18 protein-coding genes are annotated in these 21074 nt (G+C 71.1%); 14 read left to right on the forward strand and 4 right to left on the reverse strand.

The annotated features are described in order from the left end of the window. Nucleotides 1–76 precede the first annotated feature (76 nt). The 5 genes from YIM_RS17430 (at nucleotide 77) to YIM_RS17450 (ending at nucleotide 6599) form a co-directional block, all read left to right on the forward strand. Nucleotides 77–1567, forward strand: a complete 1491-nt coding sequence (locus YIM_RS17430; RefSeq protein WP_153037051.1) for an Rv2578c family radical SAM protein — start codon at nucleotides 77–79, stop codon at nucleotides 1565–1567. 106 nt (nucleotides 1568–1673) lie between these two features. Continuing rightward, complete coding sequence (gene aspS / locus YIM_RS17435; RefSeq protein ID WP_153031360.1) at nucleotides 1674–3446, forward strand: aspartate--tRNA ligase; 1773 nt, start codon at nucleotides 1674–1676, stop codon at nucleotides 3444–3446. Between the two features lie 4 nt (nucleotides 3447–3450). Next, nucleotides 3451–4392, forward strand: coding sequence for a DUF389 domain-containing protein (locus YIM_RS17440; RefSeq protein WP_153031361.1), 942 nt, complete (start codon nucleotides 3451–3453; stop codon nucleotides 4390–4392). A 34-nt stretch (nucleotides 4393–4426) separates the two neighbouring features. Next, nucleotides 4427–5668 carry a phosphotransferase gene (locus YIM_RS17445; protein WP_370468994.1) on the forward strand — a complete coding sequence of 414 codons (1242 nt, stop codon included), beginning with the start codon at nucleotides 4427–4429 and terminating at the stop codon, nucleotides 5666–5668. A gap of 88 nt (nucleotides 5669–5756) precedes the next feature. Next, nucleotides 5757–6599, forward strand: a complete 843-nt coding sequence (locus tag YIM_RS17450) for an SGNH/GDSL hydrolase family protein (RefSeq protein ID WP_153031362.1) — start codon at nucleotides 5757–5759, stop codon at nucleotides 6597–6599. Here the strand turns inward: YIM_RS17450 and YIM_RS17455 are convergent. After that, nucleotides 6553–7128, reverse strand: a complete 576-nt coding sequence (locus tag YIM_RS17455; RefSeq protein ID WP_153031363.1) for a TetR/AcrR family transcriptional regulator — start codon at nucleotides 7126–7128, stop codon at nucleotides 6553–6555. The genes YIM_RS17450 and YIM_RS17455 overlap by 47 nt on opposite strands. 51 nt (nucleotides 7129–7179) lie before the next feature. On the opposite strand from YIM_RS17455, the gene YIM_RS17460 reads away from it, so the two are divergent. Beyond that, nucleotides 7180–8313, forward strand: coding sequence for an FAD-dependent oxidoreductase (locus YIM_RS17460; RefSeq protein WP_153031364.1), 1134 nt, complete (start codon nucleotides 7180–7182; stop codon nucleotides 8311–8313). On the opposite strand, the gene YIM_RS17465 is transcribed toward YIM_RS17460, so the two are convergent. Then, nucleotides 8238–8999: a metallophosphoesterase gene (locus YIM_RS17465; protein ID WP_153031365.1), complete on the reverse strand. Its 762-nt coding sequence runs from the start codon at nucleotides 8997–8999 to the stop codon at nucleotides 8238–8240. The genes YIM_RS17460 and YIM_RS17465 overlap by 76 nt on opposite strands. A 90-nt stretch (nucleotides 9000–9089) precedes the next feature. Between YIM_RS17465 and YIM_RS17470 the strand changes: the two genes are divergently transcribed. Further along, complete coding sequence (locus tag YIM_RS17470; RefSeq protein ID WP_153031366.1) at nucleotides 9090–10460, forward strand: replication-associated recombination protein A; 1371 nt, start codon at nucleotides 9090–9092, stop codon at nucleotides 10458–10460. Nucleotides 10461–10497: 37 nt separating this feature from the next. On the opposite strand, the gene YIM_RS17475 is transcribed toward YIM_RS17470, so the two are convergent. Next, on the reverse strand, nucleotides 10498–12564 hold the full coding sequence (locus YIM_RS17475; RefSeq protein ID WP_153031367.1) for a phosphocholine-specific phospholipase C: 2067 nt from the start codon (nucleotides 12562–12564) through the stop codon (nucleotides 10498–10500). Nucleotides 12565–12605: 41 nt separating this feature from the next. Continuing rightward, nucleotides 12606–13442 (reverse strand): phosphoribosylaminoimidazolesuccinocarboxamide synthase, encoded by an 837-nt coding sequence (locus YIM_RS17480; RefSeq protein WP_153031368.1) that lies wholly within the window; start codon nucleotides 13440–13442, stop codon nucleotides 12606–12608. A 94-nt stretch (nucleotides 13443–13536) separates the two neighbouring features. Between YIM_RS17480 and YIM_RS17485 the strand changes: the two genes are divergently transcribed. The 7 genes from YIM_RS17485 (at nucleotide 13537) to YIM_RS17515 (ending at nucleotide 21061) form a co-directional block, all read left to right on the forward strand. Continuing rightward, entirely contained in the window at nucleotides 13537–14400 is an 864-nt protein-coding gene (locus YIM_RS17485; protein ID WP_194240187.1) for a helix-turn-helix transcriptional regulator, read from the forward strand. A 44-nt stretch (nucleotides 14401–14444) separates the two neighbouring features. Continuing rightward, entirely contained in the window at nucleotides 14445–14843 is a 399-nt protein-coding gene (locus tag YIM_RS17490; protein WP_113691145.1) for a DUF948 domain-containing protein, read from the forward strand. Then, on the forward strand, nucleotides 14840–15127 hold the full coding sequence (locus YIM_RS17495) for a hypothetical protein (protein ID WP_153031370.1): 288 nt from the start codon (nucleotides 14840–14842) through the stop codon (nucleotides 15125–15127). Before YIM_RS17490 ends, YIM_RS17495 begins: the two co-directional genes overlap by 4 nt. A gap of 115 nt (nucleotides 15128–15242) precedes the next feature. After that, on the forward strand, nucleotides 15243–17900 hold the full coding sequence (gene alaS / locus YIM_RS17500) for an alanine--tRNA ligase (protein ID WP_153031371.1): 2658 nt from the start codon (nucleotides 15243–15245) through the stop codon (nucleotides 17898–17900). Then, entirely contained in the window at nucleotides 17897–18388 is a 492-nt protein-coding gene (gene ruvX / locus YIM_RS17505) for a Holliday junction resolvase RuvX (protein WP_153031372.1), read from the forward strand. Before alaS ends, ruvX begins: the two co-directional genes overlap by 4 nt. Then, complete coding sequence (mltG, locus tag YIM_RS17510; protein ID WP_228004794.1) at nucleotides 18385–20211, forward strand: endolytic transglycosylase MltG; 1827 nt, start codon at nucleotides 18385–18387, stop codon at nucleotides 20209–20211. The genes ruvX and mltG overlap by 4 nt, the downstream gene beginning before the upstream one ends. Next, complete coding sequence (locus YIM_RS17515; RefSeq protein WP_153031373.1) at nucleotides 20201–21061, forward strand: shikimate dehydrogenase; 861 nt, start codon at nucleotides 20201–20203, stop codon at nucleotides 21059–21061. Before mltG ends, YIM_RS17515 begins: the two co-directional genes overlap by 11 nt. The last annotated feature ends 13 nt before the right edge of the window (nucleotides 21062–21074 follow it).

Genomic DNA, 21074 nt, shown 5'->3' on the forward strand with positions numbered 1-21074 from the left:
GCGCGCACTTCGGCGATCGGTTTTCCGGCCATGTCCGATGTTTGACAGGAGTTCGAACGTGTGTTCGACTCTGGGTGTGCGGTGGGACAGGCAGCGGATCGGTGGCGAGGGTGAGCAGGCGATTCCAGGGCTGGCCGGGTTGGTGCGCTCGGTGACCTCACCCGAGTTCGCCGGGGTGACCTTTCACGAGGTCCGGGCGCGCTCGGTGCTGAACAAGGTGCCCGGTTCCTCCGCGCTGCCGTTCAGCTGGACGGTCAACCCGTACCGCGGGTGCTCGCACGCGTGCACCTACTGCCTGGCCGGCGACACCGAAGTGCTGATGGCCGACGGCGATCTCAAGCCGCTCGAGGAGATCGAGGTCGGCGACGAGGTTTTCGGCACCCGCGCGCACCAAGGGCACCGGCGTGGCGCGCCCACGCGCGTGCTCGCGCACTGGGTGACGGTCAAGCGCGCTTACCGCGTGGTGCTGGAGAACGGCGCCGAGCTGATCGCCAGTGGCGACCACCGGTTCCTCACCGAACGCGGCTGGCGGCACGTGGTCGCCGACCGCCCCGGTCCGGCCGCGCGACCGCATCTCGCGGTGGGCGAGCAACTGGTCGGCATCAGCCTGTACACCTCGGAACTGCCCGCGCGGCTGGGGGTCGTGCGGGTGGAGGACCTCGGGCGCGAGATCCCGATGTACGACCTGACCACCGAAACCGGCGACTTCATCGCGAACGGCGTGGTGAGCCACAACTGCTTCGCCCGCAAGTCGCACACCTACCTGGATTTCGACGCCGGCAAGGACTTCGACAGCCAGGTGGTGGTCAAGGTCAACGCGCCCGAGGTGCTCACCGCCCAGCTGCGCAAACCGAGCTGGACCCGTGAGCACGTCGCGATGGGCACGAACACCGATCCCTACCAGCGGGCCGAAGGCCGGTACCGGCTGATGCCCGGCATCATCTCCGCGCTCGCCGACTCGGGCACGCCGTTCTCCATCCTGACCAAGGGCACCGTGCTGACCAGGGACCTGCCGTTGCTCTCCTCGGTCAGCGCCGAGGTGCCGGTCGGGCTGAGCGTGTCGATCGCGCTGCTGGACCGCGAACTACAGCAGCGCCTCGAACCCGGCACACCGAGTCCGCAGGCGCGGCTGGAGCTGGTGCGCCGGATCCGGGAAGCCGGCCTGCCGTGCGGGGTGCTGGTGGCGCCGATCCTGCCCGGCCTGACCGATTCCGACGAGGCGCTCGACAGCCTGCTCGCCGAGATCGCCGCGGCCGGTGCGACCAGCGTGACCGCGATCGCCCTGCACCTGCGGCCCGGCGCGCGGGAATGGTTCGCCCGCTGGCTGGCCGTGGAGCACCCGGCGCTCGTGCCGTTGTACCGGGAGCTGTACGGCCGCGGCAGCTACGCCAAACCGGTCTACCGCAAGCAACTTTCTGCCCGGTTCGCCCGGCTCATGCGGCGCCACGGCCTCGATTCGAACGTCTTCCGGACCAGCGAGGTCGAGCCGGCGAGCTCGGCCGGTGCTCTCCCCGCGCAGCGCCGCGGCTCCGCGACGCCGGTCCAGGAGTCGCTCTTCCCGCTGTAGCGGCTGACCTGCCTCAGTCGCGCCGCCGGTGGTTCGTTAGCCTCTACTGCCGGGGAAAAACCCTGCTGAACGGCAAGACGAGCCACGTCCGAGGAGAGCAACCGCAGTGCTTCGCACCCACAACGCCGGCACCCTGCGTGCCGAGCACGCCGGCCAGACCGTAGTCCTCACCGGCTGGGTGGCCCGTCGGCGCGATCACGGTGGCGTGATCTTCATCGACCTCCGCGACGCCAGCGGTGTCGCCCAGGTCGTCTTCCGCGAGGGCGAGATGGCCGAGCGCGCGCACAGCCTGCGCTCGGAGTTCTGCCTGCGCGTCACCGGCGAGGTCGCCGCGCGTCCCGAAGGCAACGAGAACCCCGAGATCCCGACCGGCGCCATCGAGGTGCTGGTGACCGAGCTCGAGGTGCTGTCCGAGTCGGCCGTGCTGCCGTTCCCGATCGACGACCGGGTCGACGTCGGCGAGGAGGTGCGCCTCAAGCACCGCTACCTCGACCTGCGCCGCAGCGGCCCGGCGAAGGCCATGCGACTGCGCAGCGAGGTCAACCGGACGGCCCGCGAGGTGCTGCACGCGCAGGACTTCGTCGAGGTCGAGACCCCGACCATGACCCGGTCCACTCCCGAGGGCGCGCGCGACTTCGTCATCCCGGCGCGGCTCAAGCCCGGCTCCTGGTACGCGCTGCCGCAGTCGCCGCAGCTGTTCAAGCAGCTGCTCATGGTCGGCGGGCTGGAGCGGTACTACCAGATCGCCCGCTGCTACCGGGACGAGGACTTCCGCGCCGACCGCCAGCCCGAGTTCACCCAGCTCGACATCGAGATGAGCTTCGTCGAGCAGGACGACGTGATCGCGCTCGGCGAGGACATCGTCACCGCGTTGTGGAAGCTGATCGACGTCGAACTGCCGCGGCCGTTCCGCCGCCTCAGCTACGCCGAGGCCATGGCGAAGTACGGCTCGGACAAGCCCGACCTGCGCTTCGACCTCGAGCTGACCGAAATGACCGAGTATTTCGCCGACACCCCGTTCCGGGTGTTCCAGGCGCCGTACGTCGGTGCCGTGGTGATGGCCGGTGGCGCGAGCCAGCCGCGCCGCACGCTCGACGGCTGGCAGGAGTTCGCCAAGCAGCGCGGCCACCGCGGCCTCGCCTACGTGCTGTTCAACGAGGACGGCACGCTCGGCGGCCCGGTCGCCAAGAACCTGTCCGAGTCCGAGCGCGAAGGGCTCGCCGCGGCCGTCGGCGCGAAGCCCGGTGACTGCGTGTTCTTCGCCGCCGGCAAGGCGAGCGAGGCCCGCGCGCTGCTCGGCGCCGCGCGCGTGGAGATCGGGCACCGGCTCGGCCTGATCGACGAGAACGCCTGGTCGCTGGTGTGGGTGGTCGACTTCCCGATGTTCGTCTCGGCCGACGAGTCCGACGACGTCGCGGTCGGCAGCGGCAGCTGGAACGCCCTGCACCACGCGTTCACCTCGCCGACCCCGGAGTGGATCGACAAGTTCGAGCAGGACCCCGGCAACGCGCTGGCCTATGCCTACGACATCGTCTGCAACGGCAACGAGATCGGTGGCGGCTCCATCCGTATCCACCGCGCCGACGTGCAGAAGCGCGTGTTCGAGCTGATGGGCCTGTCCGCCGAGGAGGCGCAGGAGAAGTTCGGCTTCCTGCTCGACGCCTTCCAGTTCGGCCCGCCGCCGCACGGCGGCATCGCCTTCGGCTGGGACCGCATCACCATGTTGCTGGCCGGCGCGGACTCGCTGCGCGACGTGATCGCCTTCCCGAAGACGGGCGGCGGGTACGACCCGCTGACCGCCGCGCCGGCGCCGATCACCGCCGAGCAGCGCAAGGAGGCCGGCGTGGACGCGAAGCCGGCGCCCGCCGCCAAGGCGTGAGCCGGTGCTGCACCTGAGAGCGGTCTCACCGCCGGAGAAAACCGAGCGCGTTCTCGAGGTGCTGTCGGATCACCGCGGGGCAACGCACCTCGTGCTGATCAAGGACGCCGCGATCGATCCCGCGGGCGATGTGGTGGAGGCCGACATCGCCCGCGAGGCGGCGGACGAGATCATCGACGCGTTGTGCGTGCTCGACCTCGACCATTCCGGCGGCATCACGCTCGAGGTGATCGACACCTCGCTGTCCGACTCCGCCGACCGGGCCGAGGAGGACGCGCCCGGCGAGGGCGCTGACGCGGTGGTCTGGCAGGAACTGCTCAGCCGGACAGGCGAGGAGTCGCGGCTCAACGCGACGTTCATCAGCTTCCTGACCATCGCGTGCCTGCTCGCCGCGGTCGGCGTGGTGACCGACTCGTCGGTGACCATCGTCGGCGCGATGGTGGTGGGCCCGGAGTTCGGTCCGCTCGCCGCGATCGCCGTCGGGCTGGTGTTGCGCCGGTGGGACCTGGTGCGCCGCGCCTCGATGGCGCTGGCGATCGGATTCCCGGTGGCCATGCTGATCACTCTCGGCGGCACCGTGGCCGGCGAGGCGACCGGCCTGTTCGACCGGGCGGCGCTGCTGGGTGTCCACGAGGTGGACTTCATCTACCAGGTGGGCCCCTACTCGCTGATCGTCGCGCTGCTCGCCGGGGCGGCCGGGATGCTGTCGCTGACCTCGGCGAAGTCGGCCGCGCTGGTCGGTGTGTTCATCTCGGTGACCACCGTTCCGGCGGCCGGCTACGCGGTGGTCGCGGCCGTACTTAACGAGTGGGGCCGCTGTATCGGTTCCGTCGTCCAGCTCGTGATAAACCTGATGGGGATCGTCGTGGCCGCGGCCGTTGTGCTGATGCTGCGCCGCAGGGGACAACGCAAGGCCTCCACGGAACGTCCACTCTCACGCGGGTGACGGGCACGCACGCTCACGAGTAGGGTCGGGGACAATGACTGTGGACACTTCGAAGGATTCCACGAACAAATCGGGCAACGGGGCGGTGGTTTCGGCAGGCACCACGGTTGCCGCCGGCGAAGCCATGAAGGTCACTGAGGCTGACGAAGCGCTCGAAGCCGCGATCAAGGCGGGCGAAGCGGTTCTGGCACACCGCTTCGGCAGCGCGATCCCACTGGTCGACGCCGAGGACCTGCGGGGCACCGGCCCCGCCACGGTGGTCAGGGTGCGGGTCGCCGCGTCACCGTTCGCGCTGCCGCGCACGCTGGTGATCAAGCACTACCCGGGTGAGGCGCCGGAAGGCCGCCCGGACCCGTTCGCCCAGGAGGCGGTCAGCTACCAGCTGTTCACCGCGCTGGCCCAGGACGAGCGCATGTGCCCCGAACTGGTCGCGCACGACGGCGGCCACCGGGTGCTCGTGCTCGACGACCTCGGCCGCGCGCCGACCCTGCAGGACCGCCTGCGCGGTTCGGACGCCAGGGCCGCCGAGCGCGCCCTGCTGTCGTGGGCGCGTTCGCTGGGCAGGTTGCACGCCAACACCGCCGGGCGCGAAGCCGACTTCAACGCGCTGCTGCGCCGTCTCGGCGGGCGGACCTTCGGTGAGGACACCACGCCGGTGCTCGCCTGCGCCCAGCTGCCCGCGCTGCTGTCCGAACTGCTCGGGGTGGAGACACCGGACACGGTGCGCCTGCACGCCGAGCAGATCGCCGAGCTGGCGGCGTCGCCGCGGTACCGCGCGTTCAGCCCGGTCGACCTGTGCCCGGACAACAACCTCGCGACCAGCGGCGGAGTGTCCTTCCTCGACTTCGAACGCGGCTGCGTGCGCAGTGCGCTCGTCGACGCGGCGTACCTGCGGGTGCCGTTCGCGTCGTGCCCGTACGCCCTGGCGTTGCCGGCGGGGATGAGCGAGGCGATGGTCGCCGCCTGGCGGGCCGAGGTCGCCGGGGTCTGGCCCGCGCTGGCCGACGACGACATCCTCTCCGAGCACCTGCTGGAGAGCCAGCTGCTGCGTGTCTGGCTGGCGACCTGGGAGCTGCTGCCCGAGCTGGCCCCGGAACGCGGCGCCGTGCCGACGAGCCGGGCCGCCGCGCTGGTCAGCTGGTGGAGCGACCTGGGCAAGCACGCGGAGCGCGCCGGGCTCGACGACGTCGCCGCGCACGCGCTCGAAGTGTCCACCGCGTTGGACGAGCGGCACGGTCCCGGCCTGAGCCTGGCGCTGTACCCGGCGTTCCGGTAGCACCGCACACCGAGGATTTTCCGAGGCGTCCTCACGCCGTTACCCGGTTCTCACCACGGGTGAGCCTGGGTGCCGGAAGGTCTGCGGTGTGACCGTGCTGCGTGAAGAATTCACCCTGGCATCCGAGGTTCCCGAGCTTTCCGCATCGGCGCCGCGCCGCGTCTCCCGGCTGGCGGTGCTGGGCGATTCGACCGCGGTCGGCCTCGGCGACCCGCTGCCCGGCGGGCACTGGCGCGGGGTCGGCCCGCTGGTCGCCGACGCGCTGGGCATCGAGCCGGACGGCTATCTGAACGCCTCGTTCACCGGTGCGCGGATGCGGTGCGTCCGCACCGAGCAGCTGCCGGTCGCGCTGGCGCACCGGCCCGAGGTGGTGCTGCTGATCGTCGGCATGAACGACACCCTGCGCTCCGATTTCGACGCCGAGGCCATCGCCGCCGACCTCGACCACGTGGTCACCGAGCTGCGGGCCGCCGGCTCGGTGGTCATCCCGGTGCGCTTCCACGACCACGGCCGCGTCTTCCGCCTGCCCGGCTCGCTGTACCGGGCGCTGCGGTCCCGGATCGACGAGCTGAACGCGGTGATCGACGGCGTGGTCGCCGCACGCGGTGTGCCGTGCCTCGACCTGACCACCCTGCCGGGCGCCTACGAGCTGGACGCCTGGAGCGTGGACCGGCTGCACCCGTCGGAGCTGGGCCACCGCATGCTGGCGCAGGGGTTCGCCGGCCTGCTCACCGACGCGGGCGTCGAGATCCGGGTGCCGGTCAGCCTGGAGTGTTCCGGTGGCGCGACCGCGGGCGCCGCGCAGCACGTCGGCTGGCTGGTGCTGAAGGGCATCCCGTGGCTCTGGCGGCGCGGCCGCGACCTGCTGCCCTACGCGGCGCGGATCATGTGGCGGTCGTACTGGGAGAACCGTCCAGCCCCATCGCGCTGACCAGCAGCCGGAGCGAGTCCTCCGGCCGGAAGTCGCCCGACGGCCGGGTCAGCTCGTGCAACACCATGCCCTCGATGTGGTCGAGCAGGATCTTCGCGTGCAGGTCCGGGTCAGTCGATCCGGACGCGACGAGCAGCGCGCGCAGCGGCGCCGCCGCCCGTGCCCCGGTGACGTCGAGCTGGACCCGCAGTTGCGGATCCCAGGCCGCTTCGAGGAACAGCGCGTACCGCGCGAGCGTCGCCACCCGATCCGGCCCGGCCATGTGCCGGGCGAACCGGGCGGCACCCTCGGCGAGACCGTCCTCCGCGAGTTCGGTGGCCACGGTGAAATCGCGTTCGGCCAGTCCGGCCAGCACCCCGGCGAGCAGTGCGCCGCGCGTGCGGAAGTGGTTCGACGTCGTTCCGGCGGGCAGCCCGGCTTCCGAGTCGACGGCGCGGTGCGTCAGCCCGCGCGCGCCCTGGGTACCGAGCACCGTGGTCGCCGCTTCGACCACCTCGTCACGGCGGGACCGTTCTCTGGATGGAGGCACCTCGTCAGCTTAGTACTACATCTGTGACTACACCTGTAGTACGGTGGGCGCATGACAGTGAGAATCGCGGTGGTCGGTGGCGGGATCGGCGGGCTTGCCTGTGCGCTCGCGTTGAACCAGCGGAACCTGGACGTGACGGTCTTCGAGCGCCGTGCGCGGATCGAGGGGCGAGGCACGGCGCTCGGCATGTGGCCGGACGCGTTGCGCGCGTTGGACGCGATCGGGCTGGGCGAGCGGGTGCGGCGCACGGGTGTCGCCCAGCAGGAGATGCGCTTCCGCCGTTCGGACGGCCGGACGCTCGCCCGGCTCGACGTCGGCCGCCTGGAGCGGCGCACCGGCGATCTGCCGGTGCTGATCTCGCGCACCGCGTTGATCAGTCTGCTCCGGGGCACCCTGTCGGCGGACCTGGTGCGCACCGGTCAGCCAGTTGAACCGGCCGACGTCCGCGACCTGCGCGCGGAGTACGACGTGGTCGTCGGCGCGGACGGCATCGGCAGCGCCGTGCGTGAGGCGTGCTTCGGCGCTGCGCACCGGCCGCGTTACTCGGGCTACTCGGCGTGGATCGGCATGGTGCCGTCCGACGAGGAGGTCAGCCAGGAGATCTTCGGCCGGGGGCGCAAGTTCGGCGTCACCCCGGCCGAAGCTGGCCTGACCAACTGGTACGCCCCGATCCGGGTTCCACAGGGTGGCCTTGGCGATGATCCGATGACCCAGCTGCGTGACCTGTTCGGCGACTGGTGCGACCCGGTTCCGTCGCTGATCGAGCGCAGCGCCGACGCGGAGATCCTGAGCTACCCGATCCGCTACCTCGCGCCGCGGCTTCCGACCTTCGTCTCCGGCAACGCCGTGCTGATCGGCGACGCGGCCCACCTGATGACCGCCGACCTCGGCCAGGGTGCCTGCCAGGCGCTCGTCGACGGCGTCGCACTCGGTCGACACCTCGCCGGAGGTGGCGACCTCGCGCACGCGTTGAACCAGTACGACCGCGAACGCAGGCGCCCTGCTCAGCGCGTCGCCACCGCGGCCAGGCTGCTCGGCAGCTTCACACTCCGGCCGGGTTTGTCACACCTACGCGACCTGACCTTCGGCGCCGCCGGAACGCTCAGCCGTCACGAACCGCGGCCGTCTCGCGGGGCGAACACCGCGAGCGCCTCGGTGTCCGACAGCGGGGTTCGCACGAAGTAGCGCACCCACTCCTCGATGTCGTCGTAGCTCGACGTCGCCGCTATCGAGTCCGCGGCGGCTTCGGCGTCGAACAGCGTCCGCCGGTGCTGCACCGCCGGCCCGTCCGCGCCGCCGAGGAGTGCCCAGTGCGCACCGGGCGATCCGTACGGCATGCCGACGCTGCCCGCGTTGACCACCAGCCGCCGGTCAACCAGCCTGCTGAACGGCATGTGCGTGTGGCCGCAGACCACGGTCGGTTCGGTCACGCCGTCGAGCACCTCGGCCCACCGCTCCAGCGAGCTGTCCACCAGCACGACCTCCTCGTCGTCGCGCGGGGTGGCGTGGCAGAACAGGACCGGCCCCAGCCCCGCGATCTCCAGCCGGGCCGTCGCGGGCAGGCTTGCCAGCAGGTCGACCTGGTTCGACCGCAACTGCTCGGCACACCATGGCACGATCGGGTCGGGGATGTCCGTCTCGCCGCCGCGTACCAGCTGCACCAGTTCCCGATCGGCGTTGCCGTTGACCCACACCGCCCGGTCGCCTAGCGCGACGAGCCGGTCCAGCACCTCGACCGGCTGCGGCCCGGCCGCGATGTCGCCGGTCAGCACGATCCGGTCCGCGCCGGCCACGTCCGGTTCGGCCAGCACCGCGTCCAACGCGGGCAACACTCCGTGGATGTCGGACAGCACCGCTACCCGTTCGACCATGCGCCCGAGTCTGCTCGCGGCGGTGTCGCATCGCACGGGTGTTCGCGGCCAGCGGACTGAGTGTCGGACCCAGCGGCTAACGTCAACACCGTGGCGCAGGACGAACTCTTCACGGTGAACCCGGACGTGGCGGCTCCGCCGCCGGAGCCCGCGAAACCGGTGGCCGAGCGGCCGGTTCCGGCCGGCTCCCCGTTGGCGGTGCGGATGCGGCCGCGCTCGCTCGAGGAGGTGGTCGGCCAGCAGCACCTCCTCGGCGAAGGAGCGCCGCTGCGCCGGCTGGTCGAGGGCGCCGCGCCCGCGTCGGTGCTGCTCTACGGTCCGCCGGGCACGGGCAAGACCACACTGGCCAACCTGGTGTCCACCGCCACCGGCCGCCGGTTCGTCGCGTTGTCGGCGCTGTCCGCCGGGGTCAAGGAGGTGCGCGGGGTCATCGAGGAGGCCCGGCGCCGCCGCAACTACAACGCCGAGAACACCGTGCTGTTCATCGACGAGGTGCACCGCTTCTCCAAGACCCAGCAGGACGCCCTGCTCGGCGCGGTCGAGGACCGCACGGTGCTGCTGGTCGCCGCCACCACCGAGAACCCGTCGTTCTCGGTGGTTTCGCCGCTGCTGTCGCGCTCACTGGTCCTGCAACTGCGCCCGCTCACCGACGAAGACGTGAGCGATCTCATCGAGCGCGCGCTGACCGACGAACGCGGCCTCGGTGGCGCGCTAGAACTGGCCGACGACGCGCGCGAGCACCTGGTCCGGCTCGCCTCCGGGGACGCGCGCCGCGCGCTGACCGCACTGGAAGCCGCGGCGGATGCCGCCGGCGCGACCGAGCACGGCGTGATCGACCTGGCCACCGTCGAATCCACGGTGGACAAGGCGGCGGTGCGCTACGACCGCGACGGCGACCAGCACTACGACGTGATCAGCGCGTTCATCAAGTCCATCCGCGGTTCCGACGTGGACGCCGCGCTGCACTACCTGGCCAGGATGATCGAGGCGGGGGAGGACCCGCGCTTCCTGGCCAGGCGGCTGGTGGTGCACGCCAGCGAGGACATCGGCATGGCGGATCCGACCGCGCTGCAGTCGGCGATCGCCGCCGCGCACGCCGTGCAGTTCATCGGCATGCCCGAGGGCAGGCTCGCGCTCGCGCAGGCCACGGTGCACCTGGCCACCGCGCCGAAGTCCAACGCGGTGATCACCGGGATCGACGCCGCGCTGGCCGACGTGCGGGCGGGCAAGCTCGGCACGGTGCCACCGCACCTGCGCGACGGCCATTACGCGGGCGCGGAGAAGCTGGGCAACGCGAAGGGGTACCGGTACCCGCACAACGTGCCGGAGGGGGTGCTCAGCCAGCAGTACCCGCCGGACGTGCTGGTCGGCACGGACTACTACCACCCGACTCAGCGCGGCGCCGAGCGCACGCTGGCCGAACGGGTGCCGAAGCTCCGCCGGACCATTCGCGGGCAGTAGCCCCGGCACCCGTATAACGACCTATACCGCGTGGCTTTCACGGCGTGAAGCTCGGCTGCCCGTTCTCCACGTGCCCGGTCAAAGCGCGGAGGAAGGCGGGGTCGCTGTCCGCGGTGACGCGGATGTCGTACCAGCCGGCCTCGGTGGGCACCGGGACCTGCGCGGACTTGCCCGGTTCAACCAGCACGACACGACCGGAGTCCAAGCGCAGCGACACCGCGGCCGTGCCGGAGTTCTCGAAGGTCAGCTCGAGCCCGTTCCGGTGCGGCAGGAACCGCGTGCTCACGCTCACCCCGGCCGCCGTCCCCGAGCGGCGGCCGCGCAGTTCCCACCAGCCGCGGTTGGGCCCCTGCACGACCACGCGGTACTCGTCGCCCTTGTTCGGCAGGGTTTCGGTGAGCGTGCCGAGCACGTCGCGGTGTGCGGGTTCAGCCAGTTCGCCCGTGTACGCGTAGATCGCGAAGTGCGCGGCGGCCGCGCCGCCGTTGTGCAGCGAGACCGCGAGTTCGCCGCGCGCGTTCAACCCACCGGACACCGACGCCTGGTACGGCAGCGCCCGCGCCCGGCGGCGGCCCGGTTCGGGCTCCGGAAGCGCCTGCTCGGCCGGGGGAGTCGGGTGCCAGCGCGAGATCGGCTCGGGCACCGGACCCGGCTTGGTCATCGACGGCGGGCGTCCCGCGCGGTCGAAGTCGAACGCGCCGGTCAGGTCTCCCGCGACGGTCCGCCGCCAGGCCGAGATGTTCGGCTCGGCGACCCCGGTCCACTTCTCCAGCAGCCGGATCACCGAGGTGTGGTCGTACACGGTCGAATCCACGTAACCGCCGATCGTCCATGGCGACACCACGGTCATCGGCACCCGCGGCCCGAAACCGAGCGGCTGCCCGCCCGCGTGGTCGGCGTCGTCGGGCGCGGTGGCCGGCGGTACCGGCGGCGGCACGTGGTCGAAGTAGCCGTCGTTCTCGTCGAAGTTCAGCAGCAGCACGGTCTTCGACCAGGTGTCCTGATCGGCGGCGATTGCGTCGAGCACGTCGTAGATCAGGTTCGCGCTGCCCACCGGGGTGGACGCGCCGGGGTGCTCGGAGTCCGCCGCCGAGGGCACCAGCCAGCTGACCTTCGGCAGCGTGCCCGCGGCGATGTCCGCGCGCAGCCTGCCGACCAGTGACTCCGGCTCCCCGCGGAACAGCGCCCGGTCGAACAGGTCCCGCTCGGCCGCGGTCAAACCGGCGACACCTTCGTCGAACTTCGCCAGCAGCGCCTTCCGCTCCTCCGGCGACTTGTCGAACAGCGCGAAGTAGAACTCCTCGGTGGTGCGGTACCCGCCCGGCACCCCGGCGAGGATCTTGTGCCCGATCTTCTTGAACGGTACGAAGTACTCGACCGCGTTGTCGGTGAAGTTGTCCCACTCCTGGTAGATCCGCCACGGCACGCCGGCGGCCTGCAACCGCTCCGGATAGGTCGTCCAGGTGTAACCGGGGTGGTCGTAGGAGTAGGCCGCGTTGGTCACCGCGCGCGACCCGTTCGGCTCGAACCCGGTGGTGCCGGTCATCAGGAAGTTCCGGTTCGGGTTGGTGGACCCGAAGATCGAGCAGTGGTACGCGTCGCAGATGGTGAACGTGTCCGCCAGCTCGTACTGCAGCGCGATGTCCGCGCGGTCGTAGTAGGTCATCGTGGCCGCGCCCTTCGCCGCGATCCACGCGTTGTTCCAGCCCTTGGCCCACGCCTTGCCGCTGCCGCCCCAGCTGTGGTCGAGGTCCCCGAGGTACTGGATGTCGTCCGGGTCGCGCCCGGCTCTCGCCGCGCCCTCGCGCAGGGAGAACGGCAGCACCACACCGCCGGCCGGGTTCGGCTGGTTGAACACGTCACCGCCACCGGGCAGCGGGAGCGGGTGCGCGTCGCCGAATCCGCGCACCCCGCGCAGCTTCCCGAAGTAGTGGTCGAACGAGCGGTTCTCCTGCATGAGCACGATGACGTGCTCGACCTCGGCGAGGCCGCGGCCCCGGCGCATCGGCGCGGCCATGGCGGCGTGCAGTGAGGGTGGCAGCAGTGAGCCGGCGACGGCGGCCCCGGTGGTGGCCAGCACCCGGCGGCGTGACAGTTCAGGCATGGCCCGAACCCTTGCCTAACCCGGTGAACGGAACAAGAACGTCAGCTTGTCCAGGTGTTGCCGGTGATTCGCTCGTACACCTCGATGTACTTCGCCCTGGTCGCGGCGACCACATCGGCGGGGATCTCCGGTCCCGGCGGCGTCTTGTCCCAGCCGGTCGTCAGCGACCAGTCGCGCACGAACTGCTTGTCGAACGAGCGCTGCGGACGCCCCGGCTCCCACTCGTCGGCAGGCCAGAACCGCGACGAGTCGGAGGTGAGCACCTCGTCGCCGAGGGTCAGCTCGCCGTCGGCGTCGAAACCGAACTCCAGCTTGGTGTCCGCGATGATCACGCCCTTGGTCGCCGCGTGCTCGGCACCCTTGCGGTAGATCTCCAGGGTCAGGTCGCGGATGCGGTCCGCGGTCTCCCGCCCGATCTCGTTCACCACCTCGTCGAAGGTCATGAACTCGTCGTGCCCGGTGTCGGAGATCTTCGTGGTGGGCGTGAAGATCGGTTCCGGCAGCTTGACGCCCTCGACCAGGCCCTCGGGCAGGCGGATCCCGGACACCGCGCCGTCGCGCTGGTACTCCCGCAGGCCGAGCCCGGTCAGGTGCCCGCGTGCGATGCACTCGACCTGGATCATCTTCAGCGGCTTGCAGCGGATCGCGCGCCCGGCGAACTCGGCAGGCACGTCGGTCGCCGAGATCAGGTGGTTGGGCACCACCTCGCGCAGGTGCTCGAACCACCACGCCGACAGCTGGGTGAGCAGCTTGCCCTTGTCCGGCACCGGCGTCGGCAGCGACACGTCGTAGACGGAGACGCGGTCGGTGGCCACGAGCAGGATGTCGCCGTCCCATTCGTACAGATCGCGGACCTTGCCTGCGTGCACGTGCTTCATGCGCCATCCCGTCGGTGCGTTCGTCGTCTCCACAGCCCCACAGCGTTCTAGCACACGGAGTAGTGGCATAGGCCACTTGTGCTACCGTAGCGCGGTGTCCCAGCCCATCCCCACCGAACGGGTGCAGGTCGCGGCCGTGTTGCGCCGCATGCGCGAACAGGCGGGCGTCACCCGCGGCGAGGCGGCCGAACTGCTCGGCTGCACCCCCTCCAAGATCGGCGACCTCGAACTCGGGCGGTCCGGCGCGAAACCGGCGGAACTGGAGAAACTCCTCGTTCGCTACGGCGCCGGCACCGGTCAGCGCGAGGAGCTGATCCGGTACGCGCGGGCGTCCCGCAGCCGCAAGCCCCGCGGCACCTACGGCTCGATACCCGTTCCGGCGAACCTGCGCCGCGTGCTGGCCCTCGAAGCGCAGGCCCGCGAAACCGCCCACTACTCCGGTGAACTGATCCCGCCCGTGCTGCAGGTGCGGTCGTACACCGAAGCCCTGCTCCCGGGCGGACCGGTCAAACTGGTCGAACTCCACCTCGCCCGGCGGGACTGCCTCGAACGCACCGACCGGCCGCGCCTGCGGTTGCGCTGCGTGCTCGGCGAAGCGGCGCTGCGCACCGGGATCGGCGGTGAGGCGGTGATGGCCGCGCAACTCGCGCGGTTGTGCTGGTTGAACGAGACCGCGCCGAACGTCGAGATCCACGTGCTGCCCACCGGCGCGGGTGCGCATCCGTTCCTCGGCCGCACCGTCACGCTGCACTTCTTCCCGCGCCCGGCGCCGGCGGTGATGATCACCGGCGGGCACGACCGGGACATCTTCTGCGACCGCCCCGCCGCCCTCCGCGACGCCGTCGAGCGGTTCACCGCGTTGCGCGCGCGGGCCCTTGGCGTGCGGGAAAGCACGGAGTTCCTGCGGCGGCTGGGACAGCACCGGGCCAGTACGGTGGAGGACAGCCACGCACGGTAGCCTGACCGGCAATCAGCTCGCCCCGAATCTCCAGGGAGGACCCCGTGTCGGCAGGGCAGATCGCCGCGCTCATCGCCGCAGGCGCCTTCGTTGTGCTGGTGGTGCTGCTGGCGATCCCGTTGCTCAAGCTCGGCCGCACGCTGGACGAGGCGACCATCGCCATCCGCAAGGCGCACGAGAACACCGATCCGCTGCTCACCGGGGCCAACCAGACCATCACCCACGTCAACACCCAGCTCGAGCGGGTGGACGGGATCACCGCCAACGCGCAGGCGGTCAGCGGCAACGTCTCGGCGCTGTCGTCGGTGTTCACCGCGACGCTCGGCGGCCCGCTGGTCAAGACCGCGGCGCTGTCCTACGGCATCAGCAAGGCCGTCAAGGCGCGCCGGGCCAAGGCGAACGGGAAGCCGGTCCGCGGCCGGAAGAGGAGCAGGAAGTCATGAAGCGGCTGTTCTGGCTCGGTGTCGGAGTGGTCGCCGGCGTCGCCATCTCGCGCAAGGCGACCGAAACCGCGCGCCAGGCCACCCCGGCCGGTGTCGCGGCGAACCTCGGTGACGCCATGCGCGAGCTCGCCGGTGCCGTGGGCTCGTTCGGCGCGGAGGTGCGCGCCGGGATGAACGAGCGCGAACAAGAGCTGAACGACTTGGTCGAGGACCGCACCGGTCTTCCGTCGCGCCCGCAGGGCAGGCACGCCGCGGCGCGGCGAGCTCGCCGGGCGGAGGGCTGACCGGGCCGCGTCCGCCGACGCCGCGCCGGACCCTCCGCCGCCGCAGCCAGCCCCTGTTCCCGGCTCGGCGTGTGGCCGCCTGCCCGCGGCCGAGCCCCAGCGCAAGGAAAGACCAGTGGAAACACACGAGATCAACAAGCGCTTCCTCGCCCACTTCGAAGGCAAGGGGCACACCAGGGTGCCCAGCGCCTCGCTGATCCTGGACGACCCGAACCTGCTCTTCGTCAACGCGGGCATGGTGCAGTTCAAGCCCTACTTCCTCGGTGAGGTGCCGCCGCCGTACCCGCGCGCGACCAGCATCCAGAAGTGCGTGCGCACCGGTGACATCGACGAGGTCGGCAAGACCACCCGGCACAACACGTTCTTCCAGATGGCCGGGAACTTCTCCTTCGGCGACTACTTCAAGGAAGGCGCGATCGCCAACGCCTGGGAGCTGATCACCAAGTCCCAGGACCAGGGCGGCTTCGGCTTCGACCCGGAGCGCATCTGGGTCACCGTCTACGAGAACGACTCGGAGGCGGCCGGCCTGTGGCAGAAGGTCGCCGGCATCCCGTCGGAGCGCATCCAGTCGCGCGACGGCCGCGACAACTACTGGGACATGGGCGTGCCCGGTCCCGGCGGCCCGTGCTCGGAGATCTACTACGACCGCGGCCCGCAGTTCGGCCGCGAGGGCGGCCCGGTCGTCGACGAGGACCGCTACCTGGAGATCTGGAACCTCGTCTTCATGCAGGACGTACGGGGTGAGAAGAGCCCGAAGTACGGCCACCCGCCGATCGGCGAGCTGCCGAAGAAGAACATCGACACCGGCATGGGCGTCGAGCGCGTCGCCTACCTGCTGCAGGGTGTGGAGAACGTCTACGAGACCGACCTCGTGCGCCCGGTGATCGCGCGGGCCGAGGAGTTCTCCGGCCGCCGCTACGGCGCCGACCACACCGACGACGTGCGCTTCCGGGTGATCGCCGACCACGCGCGTTCCGGCGTGATGCTGATCGGCGACGGGGTCACCCCTGGCAACGACGGCCGCGGTTACGTGCTGCGCCGCCTGCTGCGCCGCATCGTGCGCTCGATGCGCCTGCTCGGTGTGCACGAGCCGGTGCTGCCGGAGTTCGCCGGCGTGGTCCGCGACGCGATGGGCCCGTCCTACCCTGAACTGGTCGCCGATTTCGACCGTATCTCCGACGTGGTCAAAACCGAAGAAGAGGCCTTCCTCTCCACGCTCACCTCGGGCTCGCGGATCTTCGATCTCGCCGCCGAGGAGACCAAGTCGGCCGGTGGCGGCATCCTCGCCGGCGACAAGGCGTTCCAGCTGCACGACACCTACGGCTTCCCGATCGACCTGACCCTCGAGATGGCCGCCGAGCAGGGCCTGACCGTGGACGAGGACGGTTTCCGCACGCTGATGGAGGAGCAGCGCCAGCGCGCGAAGGCGGACGCGGCCTCCCGCAAGAGCGGGCACGGCGACCTGTCGGTCTACCGCGAGGTGCTCGAGCAGCACGGCGAGACGCAGTTCCTCGGTTACTCCGACCTGCAGGCGACCGCCAGGGTGATCGGCCTGCTCGCGGACGGCGTTCCGGTGCGCAGCGTCGGCGCGGGACGCAAGGCCGAGATCATGCTGGACCGCACGCCGTTCTACGCGGAGAGCGGTGGCCAGGTCGCCGACACGGGCGTGCTGATCGGCAACGGCGTCGAGTTGAAGGTGCACGACGTCCAGAAGGTCGTGCAGGGCCTGTTCGTGCACCGCGTGGAGGTCGTCGAAGGCGAGGTCGGGCTCGACACCGAGCTGACCGGCTCCGTCGACGCCGCCCGCCGGTCGATGATCGAGCGCTCGCACTCGGCCACGCACCTGGTGCACGCCGCGGTGCGCGGCGCGTACGGCAAGCGCGCGGCGCAGGCCGGTTCACTCAACTCGCCCGGTCGCATGCGGTTCGACTTCACCACCGCGGGCCCGGTCTCGGCCGACGTGCTGACCGAGGTCGAGGAGGAGGTCAACGACTACCTCCAGACCGACGTCGAGGTGCAGAGCTACGTCACCACCAAGGACAAGGCGCTCGAACTGGGCGCGGTCGCGCTGTTCGGTGAGAAGTACGGCAACGACGTGCGCGTGGTCGACATGGGCGAGTACTCGCGTGAGCTGTGCGGTGGCACGCACGTCGACCGCATCGGCCAGCTCGGCCTGGTCAAGCTGGTGTCCGACGCGTCGATCGGCTCGGGCGTGCACCGCGTCGAGGCGCTGGTCGGCACGGACGCGCTGCGGTACGTCCGCAAGGAGCAGTTGCTGGTCTCGCAGCTCGCCGGCTCGCTGAAGGTGCCGACCGAGCAGCTGCCGTCGCGCATCGAGGACCTGCTGTCGCGACTGCGATCGGCGGAGAAGGAGATCGAGCAGCTCAAGACCCGCGAGGTGCTGGGTTCCGCCGGCGATCTCGCGGACAAGGCCGCTGACCTCGGCGGGGTCAGCGTGGTGGCCGAGCAGCTCGACGGGATCGACGGCAACGGGCTGCGCGCGCTGGCCACCGAGATCCGCAACCGGCTCGGCAACCGGCCGGGCGTGGTGGCGCTGTTCTCGCCGGCGGGGGAGAAGGTCAGCTTCGTCGTGGCCACCACCGCGGGTGCGCGGGACAAGGGCTTCGCCGCCGGCAAGCTGGTGCCCTCCTTCGCGGAGGCGATCGGCGGGCGTGGCGGCGGCAAGCCGGACATGGCGCAGGGCGGCGGGTCGAACCCGGCCGGCGTGCCCCGGGCGATCGAGGCGCTGCGCGCCGCGGTAGCCGGCGGGTGACCCAGCGGAAGGCGGACCGGCCCGGGGAGCAGGATCCCGGGGCCGGCCGTCGGCTTGCGGTGGATGTCGGCTCGGTCCGGGTTGGCGTCGCGCTCAGTGATCCGGCGCCCCTTCTTGCCTCGCCACTCGTTACCCTAAAGCGTGATGCGGCAGACAATGGTGACGTTGAGCAGTTGGCGGGCCTGGTCGTCGAGCACGAGGTGGTCGAGGTGATCGTGGGATTGCCGAGAACGCTCGCGGACCGGCACGGCGCCGCCGCCGTCATCGCGGTCGAATACGGTGAACTGCTCGCGGAGCGGGTGGCCCCGGTCCCGGTCCGCTTCGCCGACGAGCGGCTCACCACGGTGACCGCGTCGCGCATGCTCTCGCAGCGCGGGGTGAAGGGACGCAAGCAGCGCGCGGTGGTCGATCAGGCGGCCGCCGTCGAGATTCTCCAAGGCTGGCTGGACGGGCGTGCGGCGTTCCGCGCGCGGAAGGGTGAGTCGTGAGGAGCGAGTCTCCCGGGGTACCCGAGGGCGGCGGCAGACGACGGCGGCGGGAGGCCGACGTGCCTCCCGAGCCCGCCCAGCCTCGTTCCGCCGGCCGTCGCCGGTTGCGCGAGGAGGACGAGCCGGTCCGCCGTGAAGGCGAACTCCGCATGCCACCGCCCCGCGAGGGCAGCGGCGGCCGTCGGCGCCTGCGCGGCGAGGAACCGCCTTCGCGCCCCGAGCCCGCGCCGCCGCGGCGCCGCCACCGCTACGTCGAGGCCGACGACGACTCACTCGCCACGCCGGAGCTCGGTGTCCCCGCTCCGCCGGAACCGCAGCCGCCGCGCCGCGCCCCCGCGCGCCCGCCGGTTCAACCGGTTCGACGCCCACGGGCCGAGAGCCCGGCGCCGCCGCCTCCGGCGCGCCGTCGTCCCACTCCGCCCCCGGCACCGCCGCAGCCGCCGCCGGACGATCGCCCGACCGAGGTGATCGACGCCGGCCAGGTGGCGCGATACGGCCTGGAACCGGACCCTGAACCGGTGCCCGAGTTCGACGACCGTGACCGCAGCCGTGACCGTGACGACGAGTACGAGAGCTTCGCCGACGACGAGTTCTACGACGACTACTACGACGAAGACGAGTACGCCGAATACGACGACGAGGACCGCGCGGCGCCGGAGCGCATCGGCGAGGAACCGCCGGACGAGCCGCGCCCGCGCCGCAAGCGGAGCAAGCGCGCGTTCGGCTGGATCGCCGCGGTACTGGTGATCGTCGTGGTCGGCGGCGCGGCCTGGTTCGGCGCGCAGGAACTGCTCGGGTTCGGCTACGACGACTTCGAGGGCACCGGCGAGTCCGATGTGCTGGTCGAGGTCGCCGATGGCGACTCGACCAACGCGATCGCCACGAAGATGACCCAGGCCGGCGTGGTCGCCAGCCAGAAGGCCTTCACCAAGGCGGCCGAGGACGAGAACAAGGTCCGCAGCATCCAGCCCGGCTACTACCAGATGAAGACCAAGATGTCGGGCAGCAGCGCGGTGGGCAAGCTGGTCGACCCGGCCTCGCGCAAGGGCGTGCTGCAGATCCGCGGCGGCACCCAGCTCGACGACATCGTCCAGCCAGACGGCAAGACCACCGACGGTGTGTTCGCGCTGCTGTCGAAGTCCTCCTGCGCGACGGTCAACGGCGCGAGCACCTGCGTCCCGGTCGAGGAACTGCGCAAGGTCTCCGAAACCGCCGACCTGGCCACGCTCGGCGTGCCCGACTGGGCGGTCGAGGGCGCGAGCAAGGTTGAACCGAAACGACGCATCGAAGGGCTGATCCAGCCCGGCGTGTACGACGTGAAGCCTGGCTGGGACGCCACCCAGCTGCTCACCGAGGTGCTGAAGGCGTCGACCACCCGCCTCCAGGCGGCAGGCCTGCCGAAGCTCGCCGACGGCACCGGGAAGTCGCCGTACGAGTTGCTGGTGATCGCCTCGATCGTGGAGCGCGAAGGAGTCCAGCAGGACTTCACCAAGATCGCGCGGGTGATCTACAACCGGCTCGAGGACAACATGCGCCTGGAGATGGACTCCACCATCAACTACGTGCTCGACCGGCCGATCGTGACCACCACCCCGGAGGACCGGGAGAAGGCCGGCGCGTACAACACCTACCAGAACAAGGGCCTGACTCCGGGGCCGATCTCCTCGCCGAGCAAGGAAGCCATCGACGCGGCCGCGAAGCCGGCCGAGGGCGCGATCCTGTTCTTCGTCAAGTGCGAGAAGAACGGGCTGTCCTGCTTCGCCGAAACGCTCGACGAGCACAACCAGAACAAGAACCTCGCCAGGGAACGCGGTGCCTACTGAGTCGCCCCACCGGTCCGGGATCCTTGGCAAGCCGGTCGCGCATTCGCTGTCGCCCGTGCTGCATGGCGCGGGCTACGCGGCGCTCGGCATGTCGAACTGGCGCTACGACCGGATCGAGATGGACGGCGAGGGCCTGCCCGCGTTCATCCGGGACCTCGGCCCGGAATGGGCCGGATTCTCGGTGACGATGCCCGGCAAGCGCGCTGCGATCGCGCTCGCCGACGAGGTGACCGAACGCGGGCGGGCGGTCGGCGCGATCAACACGCTCGTCCGCCGCGACGGCCGCTGGTTCGCCGACTGCACCGACGTCGACGGCGTGACCGGCGCACTGCTCGCCGCGGGCGGTTACCAGCCCGCGAGCGGGGACACCGGCGTGGTGCTCGGCGCGGGCGGAACCGCGGCGGCGAGCGTGGTCGCACTGGCTGAACTCGGCGTTCGCTCGGTGCGGCTGATCGTCCGCGACCCGGCCAGGGCGGGCGAGACGGTGGCGGCGGCCGAACGCGCGGGCCTGGCCGTGGACGTGTCGCGCTGGTCGGACACCGACTTCGGCGACGCCGTCGCGAAGGCCGGGGTGCTGGTCAACACCGTGCCGCCGGCCGCGATCGAACCGCACCTGGCCGAGCTGGCCACGGCGTCGTGCCTGCTGGACGTCATCTACCACCCGTGGCCCACCCCGCTCGCCGAAGCGGTGGCCGAGCGCGGCGGCCGCCTGGCCACCGGGCTGGACATGTTGCTGCACCAGGCGTTCCGGCAGTTCGAGCACATCACCGGGCGCACCGCGCCCCGCGAGGCGATGCGGGACGCCCTGCGCGAGGCGACCGGAAAGATCTTGCCGCTGCCGCTGGGCTGAGTTACGTTGGCGG

Origin of the sequence: Amycolatopsis sp. YIM 10, from assembly GCF_009429145.1 — a bacterium.
Lineage (GTDB): Bacteria > Actinomycetota > Actinomycetes > Mycobacteriales > Pseudonocardiaceae > Amycolatopsis.

Excerpts from the sequence above, each read along its gene's own strand:
- YIM_RS17445 (WP_370468994.1), top strand. The coding sequence starts at position 4,427 with ATGACTGTGGACACTTCGAAGGATTCCACGAACAAATCGGGCAACGGG.
- YIM_RS17465 (WP_153031365.1), bottom strand. The coding sequence starts at position 8,999 with ATGGTCGAACGGGTAGCGGTGCTGTCCGACATCCACGGAGTGTTGCCC.
- YIM_RS17480 (WP_153031368.1), bottom strand. The coding sequence starts at position 13,442 with ATGAAGCACGTGCACGCAGGCAAGGTCCGCGATCTGTACGAATGGGAC.
- YIM_RS17495 (WP_153031370.1), top strand. The coding sequence starts at position 14,840 with ATGAAGCGGCTGTTCTGGCTCGGTGTCGGAGTGGTCGCCGGCGTCGCC.
- YIM_RS17475 (WP_153031367.1), bottom strand. The coding sequence starts at position 12,564 with ATGCCTGAACTGTCACGCCGCCGGGTGCTGGCCACCACCGGGGCCGCC.
- YIM_RS17460 (WP_153031364.1), top strand. The coding sequence starts at position 7,180 with ATGACAGTGAGAATCGCGGTGGTCGGTGGCGGGATCGGCGGGCTTGCC.